This is a genomic window from Limnohabitans sp. Rim8 (assembly GCF_945901735.1).
Taxonomy (GTDB): Bacteria; Pseudomonadota; Gammaproteobacteria; order Burkholderiales; family Burkholderiaceae_C; genus Limnohabitans_A.
Map to the genome: position 1 here is coordinate 119,406 of NZ_CAMDLM010000004.1, position 15,984 is coordinate 135,389.

Annotated in this window: 17 protein-coding genes; 9 read left to right on the plus strand and 8 right to left on the minus strand. The window is 57.4% G+C overall.

Going from position 1 to position 15,984, the window contains the following annotated elements; genetic code table 11:
- Positions 1–6: 6 nt before the first annotated feature.
- Together Q0O99_RS03625 and Q0O99_RS03630 are read left to right on the plus strand one after the other, a co-directional pair.
- A complete protein-coding gene (locus Q0O99_RS03625) occupies positions 7–1,566 on the plus strand; it encodes a class I adenylate-forming enzyme family protein (RefSeq protein ID WP_293748639.1) in 1,560 nt (519 codons plus the stop codon).
- Positions 1,567–1,635: 69 nt separating this feature from the next.
- On the plus strand, positions 1,636–2,298 hold the full coding sequence (locus tag Q0O99_RS03630; protein ID WP_293748641.1) for a TetR/AcrR family transcriptional regulator: 663 nt from the start codon (positions 1,636–1,638) through the stop codon (positions 2,296–2,298).
- Between the two features lie 12 nt (positions 2,299–2,310).
- On the opposite strand, the gene Q0O99_RS03635 is transcribed toward Q0O99_RS03630, so the two are convergent.
- The 4 genes from Q0O99_RS03635 to Q0O99_RS03650 all read right to left on the minus strand — a co-directional run bounded on the left by Q0O99_RS03635 (position 2,311) and on the right by Q0O99_RS03650 (position 6,558).
- Positions 2,311–3,585 carry a thiolase family protein gene (locus tag Q0O99_RS03635; protein ID WP_293748643.1) on the minus strand — a complete coding sequence of 425 codons (1,275 nt, stop codon included), beginning with the start codon at positions 3,583–3,585 and terminating at the stop codon, positions 2,311–2,313.
- 26 nt (positions 3,586–3,611) lie between these two features.
- On the minus strand, positions 3,612–4,826 hold the full coding sequence (locus tag Q0O99_RS03640; protein WP_293748645.1) for a cytochrome P450: 1,215 nt from the start codon (positions 4,824–4,826) through the stop codon (positions 3,612–3,614).
- Entirely contained in the window at positions 4,823–5,722 is a 900-nt protein-coding gene (locus Q0O99_RS03645; protein ID WP_293748647.1) for a PDR/VanB family oxidoreductase, read from the minus strand. Before Q0O99_RS03645 ends, Q0O99_RS03640 begins: the two co-directional genes overlap by 4 nt.
- 86 nt (positions 5,723–5,808) lie before the next feature.
- Positions 5,809–6,558 carry an SDR family NAD(P)-dependent oxidoreductase gene (locus Q0O99_RS03650; protein ID WP_293748649.1) on the minus strand — a complete coding sequence of 250 codons (750 nt, stop codon included), beginning with the start codon at positions 6,556–6,558 and terminating at the stop codon, positions 5,809–5,811.
- A gap of 131 nt (positions 6,559–6,689) precedes the next feature.
- Here Q0O99_RS03650 and Q0O99_RS03655 point away from each other — a divergent pair, with 131 nt between their 5' ends.
- From Q0O99_RS03655 to Q0O99_RS03670, 4 genes are all read left to right on the plus strand, one after another.
- Entirely contained in the window at positions 6,690–7,532 is an 843-nt protein-coding gene (locus tag Q0O99_RS03655) for an enoyl-CoA hydratase/isomerase family protein (protein WP_293748651.1), read from the plus strand.
- Between the two features lie 66 nt (positions 7,533–7,598).
- On the plus strand, positions 7,599–8,645 hold the full coding sequence (locus Q0O99_RS03660; protein WP_293748653.1) for a zinc-dependent alcohol dehydrogenase family protein: 1,047 nt from the start codon (positions 7,599–7,601) through the stop codon (positions 8,643–8,645).
- Positions 8,646–8,709: 64 nt separating this feature from the next.
- Positions 8,710–9,507 carry a hypothetical protein gene (locus Q0O99_RS03665; RefSeq protein ID WP_293748655.1) on the plus strand — a complete coding sequence of 266 codons (798 nt, stop codon included), beginning with the start codon at positions 8,710–8,712 and terminating at the stop codon, positions 9,505–9,507.
- Positions 9,500–10,264 (plus strand): nucleotidyl transferase AbiEii/AbiGii toxin family protein, encoded by a 765-nt coding sequence (locus Q0O99_RS03670; RefSeq protein WP_293748657.1) that lies wholly within the window; start codon positions 9,500–9,502, stop codon positions 10,262–10,264. Before Q0O99_RS03665 ends, Q0O99_RS03670 begins: the two co-directional genes overlap by 8 nt.
- Positions 10,265–10,294: 30 nt before the next feature.
- Here Q0O99_RS03670 and Q0O99_RS03675 read toward each other — a convergent pair whose 3' ends face one another.
- From Q0O99_RS03675 to fic, 4 genes are all read right to left on the minus strand, one after another.
- The gene (locus tag Q0O99_RS03675; protein ID WP_293748659.1) at positions 10,295–10,441 is read right to left on the minus strand and encodes a hypothetical protein; all 147 of its coding nucleotides are present in this window, start codon (positions 10,439–10,441) and stop codon (positions 10,295–10,297) included.
- Positions 10,442–10,539: 98 nt separating this feature from the next.
- Positions 10,540–10,953: a helix-turn-helix domain-containing protein gene (locus Q0O99_RS03680; protein ID WP_293748661.1), complete on the minus strand. Its 414-nt coding sequence runs from the start codon at positions 10,951–10,953 to the stop codon at positions 10,540–10,542.
- Positions 10,950–11,039, minus strand: a complete 90-nt coding sequence (locus tag Q0O99_RS17510; protein ID WP_367185171.1) for a type II toxin-antitoxin system HigB family toxin — start codon at positions 11,037–11,039, stop codon at positions 10,950–10,952. Before Q0O99_RS17510 ends, Q0O99_RS03680 begins: the two co-directional genes overlap by 4 nt.
- Positions 11,040–11,056: 17 nt before the next feature.
- A complete protein-coding gene (gene fic, locus Q0O99_RS03685; RefSeq protein ID WP_293748663.1) occupies positions 11,057–12,181 on the minus strand; it encodes a protein adenylyltransferase Fic in 1,125 nt (374 codons plus the stop codon).
- A gap of 295 nt (positions 12,182–12,476) precedes the next feature.
- On the opposite strand from fic, the gene Q0O99_RS03690 reads away from it, so the two are divergent.
- From Q0O99_RS03690 to recG, 3 genes are all read left to right on the plus strand, one after another.
- Positions 12,477–12,845 carry a helix-turn-helix transcriptional regulator gene (locus tag Q0O99_RS03690; RefSeq protein WP_293748665.1) on the plus strand — a complete coding sequence of 123 codons (369 nt, stop codon included), beginning with the start codon at positions 12,477–12,479 and terminating at the stop codon, positions 12,843–12,845.
- Positions 12,842–14,098 (plus strand): type II toxin-antitoxin system HipA family toxin, encoded by a 1,257-nt coding sequence (locus Q0O99_RS03695; protein ID WP_293748667.1) that lies wholly within the window; start codon positions 12,842–12,844, stop codon positions 14,096–14,098. The genes Q0O99_RS03690 and Q0O99_RS03695 overlap by 4 nt, the downstream gene beginning before the upstream one ends.
- A gap of 73 nt (positions 14,099–14,171) precedes the next feature.
- Positions 14,172–15,984 (plus strand): ATP-dependent DNA helicase RecG (gene recG / locus Q0O99_RS03700; RefSeq protein ID WP_293748669.1); only part of this gene is annotated, 1,813 nt, incomplete at its 3' end.

Below are 15,984 nucleotides of genomic sequence, written 5' to 3' on the forward strand. Positions count from 1 at the left end.
AAAACCTTGTTATCCCTTGACCATGCCGAGATCACGATACCTGACATCTTCAGCAGCCACGGTAAGTTTCGCAAACACCAAGAAGCGGTGGTGTGCGGCTCAGTCAGGCGCACTTGGGGCGATTTCAACGACAACATGAACCGCGTGGCCAACGCCCTTTTGGCATCCGGCGCTTCGAGAGGTGACCGGGTGGTGGTCATGATGGGCAACTCGGTAGAAATACTCGAGGTCATGTTCGGTGTTGTCAAAGCAGGCTGCTGTGTGGTCCCGCTTTCGGGTTTGCTGACAGGTCAGCAACTGGCCTCCTTGATCAACGATTGCGGTGCCAAACAAGCTTTTGCCACCCCTGACTTCATCGAACGTCTGCTGCCATTTCAAGATGACCTTTTGCATCTTCAAGCCAGCCAGCGCTACGTTGTGCACGGTCAGGCCGAGGGTTGGATGGATTACCGCGCCTTGACCGATGCCCAGCCCACGGACACCCCGAATGTGGTCTGCCGCTCTGAGGATGCCTTCAACATCATCTACAGCTCGGGCACAACCGGCCTTCCCAAAGGCATCCTGCAAAGCCACCGGGCCAGAGTGCATTGGGCCATTTCCAATGCCATAGAAATGCGCTTCAGTGACCGCAGCCGTGCACTGACCACCACTTCACTTTATTCCAATGGCACATGGCTCATGATGCTGCCCGCTCTGTTCAGTGGTGGCACCTGCGTGGTGATGCCCGCTTTCGAGCCGACGGCATTTTCAAAGTTGGTGGAGGAAGAAAAAATCACCCACACCTTCATGGTGCCTGCGCAGTTCATTGCACTGCTGCAGACCGATCTGGGCCAGCACGACCTGAGCACCCTGCAAGTGATCCTGTGTGCAGGCTCGCCACTCAGGCGTGAAACCAAACGCCAAGTCATCGAACGCATGGGTGACAAACTCATCGAACTGTATGGCTTCAGCGAAGGCTTTGCGACGATGCTCAAACCGGGTGCGCCTGCCGACAAATTTGACACCGTGGGCATCCCCGTCCTGGGCTTTGAAGTGCGCATTCTGGACGAATCAGGGCTGGTGCTTGGCCCCGGAGAAATTGGTGAAATCGCAGGTTACGGGCCAGGCATGATGTCTGGCTACCACGGCAAATCTGCCGAAACAGCCGCGCTGATTTGGCAGGACGAAAGAAGGCGCACCTTCATTCGCTCGGGCGACATAGGACGCCAAGATGAAGCCGGCTACCTCACACTGGTGGACCGTAAAAAGGACATGATCATTTCCGGCGGCTTCAATGTTTTTCCTGCAGATTTGGAAGAAATTTTGGGCCAACACGCCGACGTCCTGGACGCCACAGTCATTGGCATACCGCATGAGCGCTGGGGAGAAACGCCATTGGCTTTGGTCATCCTCAGGCCCGGTGTTGTGTTTGATTCAGCATCCATGCTGTCTTGGTGCAACGAGCGCTTGGCCAAACACCAAAGACTCTCCAACATCGAAACGCGCCCGGACTTCCCGCGCAATGCTTTGGGAAAGGTCTTGAAGCGGATCTTGCGTGAGCCCTACTGGGTGAATGCCAAAACCTGAAGTCACACCCAGCCTCAAGGGACTAAAAATTTAGCGTTTAACATCCTGACAACACATGCGCACACCGAGATGAAACCCACCACCACACCCAGCCCCAAAGCGATAAAGCCCCCGAAAAGTGCCAGTGTCACCCCCTCAAAGACCAAAGACACGGCTGAGGGGGCTATTGGCGACAGAAGGGCGGAGCTGATTGAGAAAGCAGCGCATCTGTTCGGTGAACGGGGGTATGCCAACACGTCGATGCGGGATATATCGGCCGCATTTGGCATTTTGCATGGATCGATTTACCACCACTTTGGCTCCAAGGAAGAACTCTTCATCACGGTCTATGCCTCTGGGGTGGATCGTTTCGTCAACGACGTCGAAAAAGCCATCGAACCCCTGACCGACCCTTGGCAAAGGCTGGAAGCGGCGTGCATCGCGCACCTTGAGGCCTTGCTCATGCGAGAAAGCCCCGCTGCCACCGTTCTGGCCGATTGGTCCGCCAATTACTCAGACAGCATGCGCACTGCCCTGGTGGCGCAGCGTGACAAGTACGAAAAAGTGTTTTCCGAACTGACCGATGCCGTTGACTTGCCATCGGGCATCAAAAGGCGCTACTTCCGTTTGGGCCTTCTGGGTGCTCTCAATGGCGCACTCATGTGGTACCAACCAGGTGGTGACGCTCCGGCCACCGTGGCCAAGCATCTTTTTTCTCTGTTCAGGAAAAGCGCCGAGACCCGCCATCCTTGAACAAAGCGGTCATCATCCGCCGCGCGGACATCCATTTTGGCGTTGGAGAATGGTGATGGAACAAGCGGCTTCATCGAAGCCAATCACCCCTCCCCCATTTTCTGCCAGTGCAATGTTTGCGCCTTCAGATTGCCTGCTGCCGGCCTCGCCGCGCAATTGGGTCACCAGCTCATAAATCATGGACAGCCCAGTGGCACCGACCGGGTGCCCTTTGGACACCAGCCCGCCTGACAAATTGATCGGCAGGTCGCCCCCCAAAGAAGTAGCCCCGCTGGCCACGTAGGCGCCGCCCTGGCCTATTTCACAAAATCCCAGCATTTCAGCCTGGTAAATCTCACAAAACGATGTCGCATCGTGCACCTCGGCAATGTCGATGTCTGACGGCGTCAGGCCTGCCTTTGCATAAGCCCGTTTGGCGGCTACGTGCGACAGGCCCGGTTCGGCCAAGTCGCGGTACTTGCCACCGGTCAACACGCTGGCATTGACCGCAATGGCCCGCTCCTGAACACGCTGGGGCAATTCACGCAAAAAACGCTCCGAGCAAAGCAACGCAGCCGCAGCCCCATCACCCACGGGTGAACACATGGCGCGGGTCAGGGGCCAACTGATCTCCCGATCATGGAGCACCTCCTCTGGCGTGATGGTGAACCGGTACTGCGCATTCGGATTCAAAGCCCCCATGGCGTGGTTTTTGGAAGACGCATAGGCGATCTGCTCACGCGTCGTGCCGAAGGTTTTCATGTGATAGGCCGCCTGCATGGCATAGGTGTCCATGAACAAGGTTCCGCCGCCGCTGTTGGTCACAAACGGTTTGCCCGATTGCTCGCCGGCCTTCAGGTAATACGCCTGCCACTCGTGCGGATCAAGCTGGTCAATCCCCCCTTGAAAAATTTCCATGGTGCGCTCAGGATCGCCCGGGAAAAATGTTTTTTCCACACCCATGGCCAGCGACAAATCACACTCGCCAGAAAGGATGTCTTTGTACGCGCCATGAAACGCCATGGAGGCCGTCGCACAGCCGCCTTCAACGTTGATGAGTGGCACCCTTTCCGGAAAGATGCCTTCGCGCACCAAGGGGGTAAAACACACCTGACCCCGGATATTGCGTTGCCCAAAGGTGCCCATGCCGCAATTGCCAAACCACGCTTGCTCAATTTGCTGGGCGACATCGGCCCCCGTATCAGAAAGCAGCCCCATGAAGGCGTCTCGGGTGAGGTCCTTGAATGTTTTGTCGGCCTGCTTGCCAAAGGGCGTGCACGAAACACCAATCACATACACATCGCTCATGAGGAACCTCCAAAGATCAAACCGGTTTAACTGAGCACCAAGGGCAACTGCGTGGGGCCACGCATCACCAAGGCATCCAACCACTTCACTTCGCCTTGGCCAAAACGCATGGCAGGGTATTGGGCCACCAGTGATCCGATGCACACCTTGGCCTCGAGCCTGGCCAAAGGCGCACCAAGACAAAAATGCAGGCCTTGCCCAAAGGTCAAATGCCGATTGGGGCTGCGGTCCAGAATCAACTCATGCGGCCGATCAAATCGACGCGGGTCTCTGTTGGCGGCATTGATCATTGCAAACACACGGTCACCGGCCACCAATTTTTTGCCATGCAACTCATGATCTACCGCAGCCACGCGCGCAATGCTGTTGCTGGGCCCGTCGTAGCGCAGAAACTCTTCAACGGCAGCATCAATCAGCGCGGGCTCATCATGCAGTTTTTGCTTTTGTTCCGGGTGCTCAATCAGTGCCACCACGGCACTGCCCAGCAAGCTGGTCGTTGTTTCATGCCCCCCAAACAACACGAGCATGCACATGGCCACTAACTCATCCTCGCTCAACGCACCATTCGCATCCTTGGCGTTCACCATGGCCGTGATGACATCGTCGCCGGGAGAGGCGCGCCTTTGTGCAATCACGTCACGGAAATAAGAAGACATGCGATCGGCACCATCTCTGGCTTTTCTGTACTTGTCTTCTTCTGTGCGCGATGTGCCAATGAACAAACGCAAATCGTCAGACCATTGCTTGATTTCAGCAAAGTCTTCACGCGGCAAACCCATCATGTCCAAAATGACGTAAGCGGGCAGCAGCACGGCAACTTTCTCCATGAAATCCACCTCACGCGATGGGTCCATGTTTTCCATCAATTGCGCCACCGTCTTTTGGATAGCGACTTCTCGCGACTGGATCAGCTGCAGCGAGAACACCACATTCATCATCTTTCGAAGCCGTGTGTGTTCTGGCGGCGCCTTGAACACCAGCCACTCATTGAGGTAACGCATCACCCCAGACAGAATGTCGCGCCGCTCGTCTTTCAAGGCCTCGTAAAAAGGCCGCAAGCGATCCGACGACATGTTGGACGACATGGCCACCTGCCGGACATCGTCGTAACGCGTGATGATCCAGCTCTTGATCGCCGGGCTCCAGTGCACCGGATCCCTTTCCTGCAAGGCCTCGTAGAAAGGAAAGGGATTGGTTCTGATCGCCTCGTTGGACGGATCATAGACAAGGGGTTCAGTCATAGGTCCAGCACCAAACAACGGGTTAAGGAACGAGAGCAACAGGGCGTGAAAGCGTCATTTTTTTCATGCTCTTCGGGCAACATGAATTGATCACGGTGGTCTGGCGTGCCCTCCAAAACCGGCGTCAAACAAGATCCGCAATGGCCCTGTTCACAAGAAACCAGCACCTCAATGCCCGCCGCTGCAAGTGCCTGAACTGCCGTCTGGCCCACGGGCACCTCCACCATGGCACCCGTTGATTGAATTTTGATGGTGAATGCCTGATCCATAGTTACAGATCCTCCTGAAATTGGCTCTGTCGATCCGCCAAAAAGTTCTTTTCTCATTTTGGTGTCTTGCACACCTGCCGCTTTGGCAGCACCCATCACCGCATTCATGAAGCCTGCCGGGCCACAGGTATAAAGCCATGCATGCGCATCTGCATCAGAGAAAATTTGTGCAATGCCTGAGGAGTTCTCATCATCAAATGAAAAAGTCACGTTGCTGGCGTAGCTTGAGGACTTGAGCTCCTCAACGAAAGCTGCCCGCTCATGGCTTCGGGCATGGTAGTGAAGACGAAATTTTCTTTTTTGCGCACTGAGCGTCTCGGCCATGGCCAAGATGGGGGTGATACCAATCCCGCCTGCAACCAACACCACCGGGTGGTCATCTGATGGCAAAGCAAACAGGTTGCGTGGACCACGCGCTTGCAGCGTTTGTCCGGCCTTGATGTCGTTTTGAAGATTCAGCGATGCACCACTGCCATGGGCATCACCCAACACCGCAATGCGCCAATGCTTCTCGCCGTGGCGGCTGCACAAGGAATACTGCCTGACCACCTCATGCCCCATGCGATCGGTCGCCTGGATGTCGATGTGCGCCCCGGCTTCCCAGTTGGGAAGCTCAGCGCCATCCAAGCCCCTGAGTTCAGCGACCAGAACGTTGGCCCCCTGAATGGACCAATTCACCACGGCCAATTCGGTCAAGCCTGCCGCTGCTGGATTCATAGCGGGGGCATCCGGAGACCGCCATCGAGTCGAATGGTTTCCCCATTGACCATGGGGTTGGCCGCAACAGCCATGACAAAGTCTGCAAACTCTTCTGGCTTGCCCGGGCGCTGGGGCCACGCTGCGTTTTGCAACAAGCCATCGAGCACATCCTGCGAGACATGGGCCTCCACCATGGGCGTCATGAAAACGCCGGGGCAAATGGTGACCACGCGTATGGCGTGCTTTCCCAGCTCTCTGGCCAGTGGCAAGGTCATGCCAGCGACCGCCGCCTTCGAAGCGGAATATGCCGCCTGCCCGATCTGCCCATCAAATGCGGCGATTGAGGAAATGTTGATGATCACGCCCCTTTGGCCGTTTTCCGTCAAAGGCAGGTCGATCAACTGTTCGGCCGCCAGGCGCAGCACATTGAATGTGCCCAGCACATTCACCTCCATGACTTCGCGAAAGAGCTCCAGGGTGTGAACGCCCTTGCGTCCAAGCAATCGGGCGTTTTTGCCGACACCCGCGCAGTTCACGATCAACCGAGCGGCCCCAAATTGTTCGGCCGACTCGCTCAAGGCCTTCTTCACTTCAGCTTCCGAAGTGACATCACACATCACATACCGGACGGATGCATGGCGGGGGCCGTCATGCCGATCCAAAACAGTCACCTTCACACCGTTGGCGCTCAACTTGCTCACCAACGCTTGGCCAAGACCCGATGCGCCACCGGTCACCACTGCGGTATTGATTAACTCATTCATGCTGGTAAGCTTAGCAGAATGAAATTGACCAAACAAGTGGTTGGTTGGCAGCAGTCACAAACATTTTTTAGCTCAATCAGCACCATTGCCAAGACTTTTGAATCCCTGTTGATTTCGACTGGAGCCCCTGCATGCAAACCCCTCAAGCAGACTGGACAGGCTCACGCCTGTCCTTGACCCAACAAGGCACCACTGCCATCGTGCGTCTATTCAACCCGCCTCACGGTTTCATGGACGAGGCGATGGAGTCCGAACTGACCCAAGCGCTGGACACGCTGGAGGCCTGGAAAGATGGACGCGTGGTGGTGATCACAGGGGCAGAGCCCGGCATGTTCGTTCGGCATTACGACGTGGCCATCCTTCAAAAACGCTCCCAAGCCATGATTGAACGCGGCAAATCGTTTTCTGTGGCGCGCCCTGTCCCGAAAAGCGTCATTCACCACTGCATCGAGCGCATCGAAAACAGCCCCCTGATTTTCATTGCAGCCCTCAACGGGACCGCCATGGGCGGTGGCTTTGAACTGGCCCTAGGGTGTGACATTCGACTGGCACAAAATGGCGATTACCAACTGGGACTGCCCGAACTGAACTTGGGGCTGCTGCCTGGCGCAGGCGGCACACAAGCCATGGCCTCGCTGATTGGGACTGGCCCCGCACTTTTCAATCTGCTGACCGCCAAGGTGTTCAGCCCCCAAGAGCTGCTTTCGGCGGGATTGGTCTCCGCGTGCACCGACGACGTGATGGCCGAAGCCCTGCGACTTGCAAGCCAGATAGAGGCCGTCCCGTTCAGAGCCTGTGCCAACATCAAAAAACTGGTCAGGAACGCCCCGCGTTGGAGTCATGCAGACGGGCTGGCTGCAGAACGCACCCTTTTTTGCGACTGCATGGTCGACCCCATGGCACAACCCCTGATGGACGATGTGGTCAGTCGCAAGCGCACGATTGCAGAGCCACCAGCGCCCCTCAAGCCCTGAAGCCGCCTCGACAGCCACTTGACGCTGCCCCATCGACTCTCAAGCCCGATAGAAAACGCACAAGCCATGCGCCAACCATCCCCTGAAACACCCCTGCCCCATGCCATTGAGGTCATCAGCACATCGCCGGGCAGACCGTTGGCAGAGCGCATTCGCATTCGCGAGAATGAGCGCGCGCCCCTTGCGCCAACGCAAGTGCGCATTGGCATGCTGGCCATGAATATTCTCCCGGCTGACCTGCTGCAAATGGATGGGCAGTATGGCCATCAACCCGAGCTGCCCTACGTGCCCGGCCATGAGGGGGTTGCTGTGGTGCTCGAAACGGGCAACGAAGTCGCGGACTTGCAAGCCGGCGAACGGGTGCTGCCCATCGGCGTATTCGGTGTCTGGTCCGACGAACTAGTGGTTCAAAGGCGCTCACTGGTCCCGGTGCCATCCCATGCCCCTGTGCTGCAACAAGCCATGCTGGCTGCCAACCCGGCAACGGCTTGGGTGCTCCTGCAGCACCAAGTCACCCTCCAGCCCGGTCAATGGGTCATTCAAAATGCCGCCAATTCGGCTGTGGGTCAATGCACTCGGCAGTTGGCGTTGCACTTGGGCATCCCGTTGATCAATGTCGTGCGCAGGCCAGAGGCGGTGGCTGCTGAAGAAGGCGGTCACTGGCTGGTGGATGACGGCCAAGACCCTGATGTACTTCAGGAAAGCGTGCGCCAAATAACCCAGGGTGAACCTGTCGTGCTGGGCCTGGACGCGATTGGTGGAAAAGCCTCTCGGGCATTGGCCGCCAGCTTGAGTCCGCAAGGCCGCTTGGTTCTTTATGGCCTGCTGAGCGGTGATCCGTGCAGCATTTCTGCGCACGACCTGATTTTTCGGAATGTCCATGTTCAAGGCTTCTGGCTGGCCAACTGGTTCAGCAACCCCGACAACCGCCAAAAGGCCAAGACCGTCTACCCCGCCTTGATGGCGTTGGCCGCGCAAAACGTGCTGCGCATGAATGTAGAAAAAGTTTATGAATTGAGCGACGTTCTAGAAGCCATCGCGCACTCGGCACAAGCTGGCAGACAAGGCAAAGTGCTCTTGACGGGAGCCCATTTTCAGAGTCAGCAGACCTAGCCAGTTGGTCGATGGCCAGCGATAAAATATTGACATTGGCTGAAAAACGTTAATAATTTCTGACATGCGCACATCTGAAATGATCAAGCAAGCCATGGCAGACAAACCTCTGGGGGCGGTCTTCTCAAGTGCAGACTTTTTGTCGGTAGGGACTCGCGCAGCCGTGGACCAAGCGCTCTTTCGGATGATGAGCGCAGGGATCATCGAACGGGTCGCCAGAGGTCTGTATGTCACAGCAGGCCAAGTTGTGGACGCACAAACCATTGCCCATGCATTGGCTCAAAAGACGGGGGAGCAAGTAGGGCTTGCGCCAGCCGGAGGAGCAGATGATCTGCTGGTGGTGCCCACTTCTGGCCTGACGCGCACGGTCAAAGCCGCTGGGCACACCGTGCAATTTCGCCGCATGAGTCAAAGGAAAGTCCAGCTTGCTGCCAGCCCCAAGGGCAGGGTCTTGCTGGAACTGTGGACCCGGGGCATCAAAGACCTCACAACACTTGACATCCAGCGTGCCACGGGTGACTGGGCAGAAGGGGAAATGGATAACTACGCAGCGCTGGTCCCGGCGTGGCTGCGCACTGTCATTTCACAAGCCAACGCGCCACGCAAGTCCGTCAAGATCGGTTTATCGGGCGCTTATGACTGGTCAAACCCCAACATCAAAGACGATGTGTTGATCGGCAAGGTACTTGAAAAGCACAAGTTCGAAGATGTGGCTAGGTTGTGCTTTTACTACGGCGTCCCCAAGGTCCAACGCGTGTTCAAGCGGCGCGCATATGAACCCGAGACCCGCGCCAGTGTGACCCGAATGCTGGGCAACATCAGCAAAGGCTTGCGAACAGCACAGGAGCAAGCGAATGCATAAGCTCAAACTGGAATTCATGCCAGAGGCGACTCAGAAGAATTTCGCTCGCCTCCAAAACGACCCCAGACTGGCGGGCTTTACGCTGGTCGGTGGCACTGCACTGGCATTGCAAATCGGACACCGGGTCAGCGAAGACCTGGACTTCAATATCTTTGGCCAGAAATTGCCCTTCAAAGCCCTTGATGGACTGTTGGATGAGCTGGCTGAAGGTGGCTGCACGATTGAAAGCCTGATCACACCTGAACAAAAGCTGGGCTTCAAAATCAACACCTCAGAAAACCTGGATCACTACATTCAGGACTACCTGATTGACGGCGCCAAGGTCACGTTTCATTCACGCAACGAGAGCGATCGGCCCAAAGCGCAGATTGCGCACCTGAAGTCAGCGCCCAAGGTGAAGGTTTCAGAGGGAGGCTTTGATGTGCTGGGCATCGATGGGCTGCTTTCCATGAAAAGCATCGTTGTCTATGACCGCGTGAAGTCTCGTGACCTCTACGATTTGATGGTCCTCACCAGAGACCACGGCTATACCCTTGACGACATCTTTGCATGCATCGATCGTTATCAACCCATCCGAAACAAAGACCCCGAGCACTTCAAGAGCGTGGTCACCGGCGTGATCCCTCTGGACAAAAATGATGAAGGTTTTGCCAGCATCCAGCTGAATGTGAAGATGGCAGAAATTTACAAGCACTTCAAAAAGCTGATTGACGACTATGAAATAAGGGCCGTTCAGCAGATGCGGCTAAGCCCTTAAATTTCATATAGGCCACTTTGTTAGCGCTGCTCACACCCATTGCACGGCCACCAACACGACTGCATTGACAAGGAAGTCCAACACCTGCGGGTCAAGGCGCACAGGCGGAATCAGGCGCAAATCAGGCTTGTAAAACTTGCCACACTGTGCATTAGAAAAATCGTATTCGTCCTTCATGGCGTTCACCTTTTGGCTGGCATGTGGGTGTCTCTCATAGCCTCCAAAGTTTTCGTTTCGCCTTCATGGCGTGTCGCGGTGCCCGAGTTCCACGCCCTTCACACAAAGGTCGCGGCGGAAACGCCAAACCGTTCGCTGAGCGCTCGCACTTGGCGAATGTTGAGTTCGCGCTTACCCGTCAGGATTTCGGACACGACACCCTGACTGCCGATCTCGGTCAGCTCGCTTTGCTTCAGTCCGTGTTGTTCCATCAGGAATTTCAGAGCTTGCACACCCGTGACGTCGGGTAGAGGGTGTTGCTTGGATTCATAGTCCTCGATCAGATCGCCCACGATGTCGACCAAGCCCATCGCGGGATGCTTTTCTTCGCCTTGGGTTTCATCCAGCAGGGCTTCGAGCATCTCGGTCATGCGCGCGTAATGCGCTTCATCCCGGATGGGAGTGATGTCGGTTGCGGCACGGAACTGCTCCCAAATTAGGAGCAGGTGCTTCACGTTGATGGCTGCATTCATGATTTCCATGCTCCTTTGTCGTATTCCCGGTGGGTCATTACTGCCTTGATGTACAAGATCTGCTTTTCGAACCGGATGAAAGCCATCAGGCGGTACGCCGGGTTCAGAAAGTTTCATAAAACTGAAACTCGTTGCTGTCCCGACTGAGCAATTGCATCAGTTTGGGGTGAATGAAGAGCTTTTCTTTCCCATAGCTCATCTCGCGCAGCACGCCCAAGGCCACGAGCTCTTTCAAATACCGCGATGCAGCTTGCCGTTGCCCGATCTGCTTGTCCACGAGGTTGCCAATTCGGCAGTAGGGCTGCTCAAAGATCACATCCACCAGCTCGCGGCTGTAGATTTTGGGCAAGCTCAGCCGTACGTGTTCGGTGGTGTGCTCGGCCAACTGCCGGATGGCCGCGATCTTTCCGGTGGTCCATCGCGATGTTTCTTCCACCGCCTTGAGCATGAACAAGACCCACGGCTCCCAAGCCTGGTCGCGCGTGACTTCCAGCAAAAGGCGGTAATAGTCGGCTTTGTTCGCGATGATGTGCCGACTCAAATAGAGGATGGGCAGGTTCAGCAGCTCTTGCTGGATCAGAAACAGGATGTTGATGACACGGCCTGTGCGCCCGTTGCCATCCGTGAAGGGGTGAATGGCTTCAAATTGGTAATGCCCAACGGCCATTCGTATCAATGGGTCCAGTTCGGTTTCGTTGTGCAGAAACCGTTCCCAGTTGGCCAGCAGGGTCCGCAACCGGTCTTCCCCTTCCGGCGGTGTGTAGATCACCTCTCCCGTCCGGTCGTTGGCCAGTTGGGTGCCGGATGTTCGCCGGATGTCCATGTCTGCACCTTTGAGGGTGCGACACACCTCGACCGCAGTGGCCGTGCACAGTGGCCTGGATTGGAGTGACCGATAGCCATGGTGCAGTGCGGTTCGGTAACGCAAGGCTTCTTTGGTGGCGTGATCCGCTTGCCCATCACCATCCACGTGTTGGAACAGCTGGTCGGTGGTGGTGACGATGTTCTCGATTTCCGAGCTGTCTTTGGCTTCCAACAGCGGAATGGTGTTGATAAGCATCGTTTGGTTGGGGATCAGCTCGGCGGCTTGTTTCAACTCGGCCAATGCAGCGCGGGCCGCAATGCAGGCACGCAGCACAACTTTGCTTTCCAGGTCATTCCCCGGAGGCAGTGTCGGTAACTGGTTATGCGCCCGGTCTGGCTGCCAAACGGTTTCGATGTCGTACATGTACTTGAAAATCAATTATTGAAACATGTTCGAAGAATATGTTCTCAAGAGCAACACGTCAAGTAAGCGTGTCGCAATAATTCAATTTTTCGTACATGAGAGCGCCGTCATGTTCTTGACGAGTACACGTCAACCCTATCATGTCGCTAAAACAGCATTTTGACGACATGATGGCTTTTATCGATCAAATATCGATAATCCCCACCCGCAGCGCGTTGCCTTCGCTGAAGTTGCAGCGTGGCTCGAATCTAGTTCAAAATGGACAATATCAGTTATTTTTGTCCATAATGGCGAAATGTCGAGCAAACCACCCATTGTTTTCCCACAAGAGCAAACGCTGCTCATCGCCTTGGGCGAGCGCCTGCGGTTGGCCCGTTTGCGCCGCAAACTGAGTACGGCCGTGGTGGCGCAGCGGGCAGGCATGTCGCGCACTTCGGTTTACAAGGTCGAAGCCGGCGATGCGGGTGCCACCTTGGGCACTTATCTGCGTGTGCTGGCGGTGCTGGGCCTTCAGGCCGATTTCAACGCCTTGGCCGCCGACGACAAGGTGGGGCGCAAACTGCAGGATTTGGCCTTGGCCCCATCGCCTGCAGAGCGACGCCAGCGCCGGGCAAACGTGCAGTCAACAATGACCGTCGACAGCACTTCTGAGGTGATGCCATGACGGGGCAATTCGATGGGCTAGAGGTCTGGTTGGACTGCGATTTGGGGCCCGCTTGTCTGGTGGGCCATCTGGCGCATGACCGAGGGCAGATTCGCTTTCATTACGACAAAGCTTGGCTGAACGACCCGAGGGCTTTTGCGCTGGACTCCGATTTGTCTTTGGACGCGCACCCGTTTTTCCCCAAGCCTGAGCTGGGTAACTTTGGCGTGTTTCTCGACTCATCCCCCGACCGCTGGGGACAGACGCTGATGAAACGGCGCGAGGCCTTGCAAGCCAAGGATCAAAAGCGCCCAGCCAAAACACTTTATGCCTGGGATTTCCTGATCGGCGTGCAGGATGTCACGCGGCAGGGGGCGTTGCGGTTTCGCCCATCCGGCACGCAAGCGTTTTTGGACAACGATGCTTTTGCAGCGCCACCCGTGACCACGCTGCGCGAACTGGAGCTGGTGGCTTGGCAACTGACTCAAAAGCGCATTGACGATCTCGATGCTTTGCGCAAATGGTTAACCGTTCTGGTGGCAGCGGGTGCTTCATTGGGGGGTGCCCGTCCCAAGGCCAACTTCACAGAGCTGGACGGTTCTCTTTGGATCGGCAAATTCCCGGCGCGTGACGATGACCGTGATGTCGGGGCTTGGGAGTTCGCCACGCATCAAATGGCCCAACGTGCAGGCATCGATGTCCCTGCTGCAAAGCTGTTGCGCTTGGGTGGTGAGTTTCATACTTTTTGTGTGCAGCGCTTCGACCGTGACGGTGGTCAGCGGCGGTTTTATGCGTCGGCCATGACGCTGCTGCGAAAGGACCAAAGCGAGGGCTGCAGTTATCTGGAACTGGCGCAGTTTCTGCGGGCCAGTGGCGATGCAGCGACTGTTCAATCAGATCTGGCTCAGCTGTTCAGGCGCGTGGTTTTTAATGTGGCAGTAGGCAATCGGGACGACCATTTGCGCAATCATGGCTTTGTGCTGAGCTCAACGGGCTGGCGACTGGCACCCGCATTTGATGTCAACCCGAACATCGACAAAGCCGAGCATGTGCTGAACATTGACGATAGGGACAATCGTCCTGACTTGCGCACCGCGTTGAGCACTGCCGCGTTTTATGGCTTGACGGCCGCGCAAGGGCGGTTCATCGTGGACGAGGTGATGGATGTCGTGGGCACTTGGCGCGATGTCGCCCACCAGGCCCACATTCCTCGGGCCGATATCGAAATGACGGCCGCGGCGTTCAGTGCACATGCGGCTTGGCGAAAAAATTGAAAAACTCTGCCAGACCGCCTGTCTGGATGCGTTGCGCTGTGTCACGTCGGGTCACACACGGCACAATCAGGCCATGCCCGACAAAGCCCTCTCGCCTGCCGCCAAAACGCTCAGCGCCCCGCAAAAGGCGCTGATCAAGCTTGGCCTCAAGCGCGACATTGATCTGGCGCTGCACTTGCCGCTGCGTTACGAGGACGAGACCCGCATCGTGAAGCTGCGCGATGCGCGTGAGGGTGACACGGCGCAGATCGAGGCCACCGTGACGGCCTGCGAGATCACGCAGCGCCCGCGCAGGCAGCTGCTGGTCACCGTAGACGATGGCTCGGACACCTGCGTGATGCGGTTTTTCAGCTTTTACCCCTCGCACCAAAAGGCGCTGGCGGTGGGCAACCGCATCCGGGCGCGGGGCGAGGTGAAGGGCGGCTTCATGGGGCTGACCATGATGCACCCCACATTCAAGGCCGCAGGCGGCAACCTGGCCGAGGCGCTGACGCCGGTGTACCCGACCGTGGCGGGGCTGGCTCAAGCCTATTTGCGCCGCGCCGTGATCACCGGCTTGAACCATGCTGATTTGAGCGAAACCCTGCCCCCGGGCGTGCCTTGGCCCGATCCGCGTGGCGCTTGGTCGCTGCGCGATGCGCTGCAGTTTTTGCACCACCCCACGCCCGATGTGTCGCTGGCCGCTTTGGAGGACCGCAGCCACCCGGCCTGGGTTCGCCTCAAATGCGAGGAGTTGCTGGCGCAGCAGTTGTCGCAGCTCACCGCCAAACGCGAGCGCGATTTGTTGCGCGCCCCGGCCTTGAAGATGAAGCGCGGTGCTCTGCACGACCAACTGCTGGCCGCTCTGCCTTTTGCCTTGACGAAGGCCCAGCAGCGCGTGGGCCGCGAAATTGCCCAAGACCTGAGCCGCCCGGTGCCCATGCACCGCCTGCTGCAAGGCGATGTGGGCGCGGGCAAAACGGTGGTCGCGGCGCTGGCGGCCATGGTGGCGATTGACGCGGGCTGGCAATGCGCCTTGATGGCCCCGACCGAGATTTTGGCCACGCAGCATTTTGCAAAACTGGTGGGCTGGCTGGAGCCGCTGGGCGTGAAGGTGGCCTGGCTGATTGGCAGCCAAAAGAAGAAAGAGCGCGCCACCATGCTGGCGTTGATTGAATCGGGGGAGGCGGCGTTGGTGGTGGGCACGCATGCGGTGATTCAAGAGCACGTCAAGTTCAAGTGCTTGGGGCTGGCGGTCATTGACGAGCAGCACCGCTTTGGCGTGGCCCAGCGCCTGGCCTTGCGCGGCAAGATGCAGGCCCCCGGCATGGAGCCGCACATGCTGATGATGACGGCCACGCCGATTCCACGCACGCTGGCCATGAGCTATTACGCCGATCTGGATGTCTCGGTCATTGACGAGCTGCCCCCGGGCCGCACGCCCATCGTGACCCGGGTGGTGTCTGACCACCGCCGCCACGAGGTGGTCGAGCGCATTGGCGCGCAGCTGCAACAGGGCCGGCAGGTGTATTGGGTCTGCCCGCTGATTGAAGAAAGCGAAGCGCTGGACCTGACCAACGCCACCGAGACCCATGCCGACCTGAGCGAGGCGCTGCCGGGGGTGATGGTGGGCTTGCTGCATTCGCGCATGCCCGTGGCCGAAAAGAAAGCGGTGATGGAACTCTTCACCGCCAGTGTGATGGGTGTGCTGGTCAGCACCACGGTGATCGAGGTGGGGGTGGATGTGCCCAATGCCTCGCTGATGGTGATTGAGCACGCCGAGCGCTTTGGCCTGTCTCAGTTGCACCAGTTGCGCGGCCGGGTGGGGCGTGGCGCGGCGGCTTCGGCCTGTGTGTTGCTGTATGGCACGCCCGAAGGCGGTCGCCTGAGCGAGACCGCCCGCGATC

Bases quoted from the DNA above. Each gene is read 5' to 3' on its own strand.
- Q0O99_RS03650 (WP_293748649.1), bottom strand. From the start codon at position 6,558: ATGAATGAGTTAATCAATACCGCAGTGGTGACCGGTGGCGCATCGGGT.
- Q0O99_RS03680 (WP_293748661.1), bottom strand. From the start codon at position 10,953: ATGAATGCAGCCATCAACGTGAAGCACCTGCTCCTAATTTGGGAGCAG.
- fic (WP_293748663.1), bottom strand. From the start codon at position 12,181: ATGTACGACATCGAAACCGTTTGGCAGCCAGACCGGGCGCATAACCAG.
- Q0O99_RS03690 (WP_293748665.1), top strand. From the start codon at position 12,477: ATGTCGAGCAAACCACCCATTGTTTTCCCACAAGAGCAAACGCTGCTC.
- Q0O99_RS03630 (WP_293748641.1), top strand. From the start codon at position 1,636: ATGAAACCCACCACCACACCCAGCCCCAAAGCGATAAAGCCCCCGAAA.
- Q0O99_RS03655 (WP_293748651.1), top strand. From the start codon at position 6,690: ATGCAAACCCCTCAAGCAGACTGGACAGGCTCACGCCTGTCCTTGACC.
- Q0O99_RS17510 (WP_367185171.1), bottom strand. From the start codon at position 11,039: ATGGCTTTCATCCGGTTCGAAAAGCAGATCTTGTACATCAAGGCAGTA.
- Q0O99_RS03695 (WP_293748667.1), top strand. From the start codon at position 12,842: ATGACGGGGCAATTCGATGGGCTAGAGGTCTGGTTGGACTGCGATTTG.
- Q0O99_RS03665 (WP_293748655.1), top strand. From the start codon at position 8,710: ATGCGCACATCTGAAATGATCAAGCAAGCCATGGCAGACAAACCTCTG.
- Q0O99_RS03640 (WP_293748645.1), bottom strand. From the start codon at position 4,826: ATGACTGAACCCCTTGTCTATGATCCGTCCAACGAGGCGATCAGAACC.
- Q0O99_RS03635 (WP_293748643.1), bottom strand. From the start codon at position 3,585: ATGAGCGATGTGTATGTGATTGGTGTTTCGTGCACGCCCTTTGGCAAG.
- Q0O99_RS03675 (WP_293748659.1), bottom strand. From the start codon at position 10,441: ATGAAGGACGAATACGATTTTTCTAATGCACAGTGTGGCAAGTTTTAC.
- Q0O99_RS03670 (WP_293748657.1), top strand. From the start codon at position 9,500: ATGCATAAGCTCAAACTGGAATTCATGCCAGAGGCGACTCAGAAGAAT.
- Q0O99_RS03660 (WP_293748653.1), top strand. From the start codon at position 7,599: ATGCGCCAACCATCCCCTGAAACACCCCTGCCCCATGCCATTGAGGTC.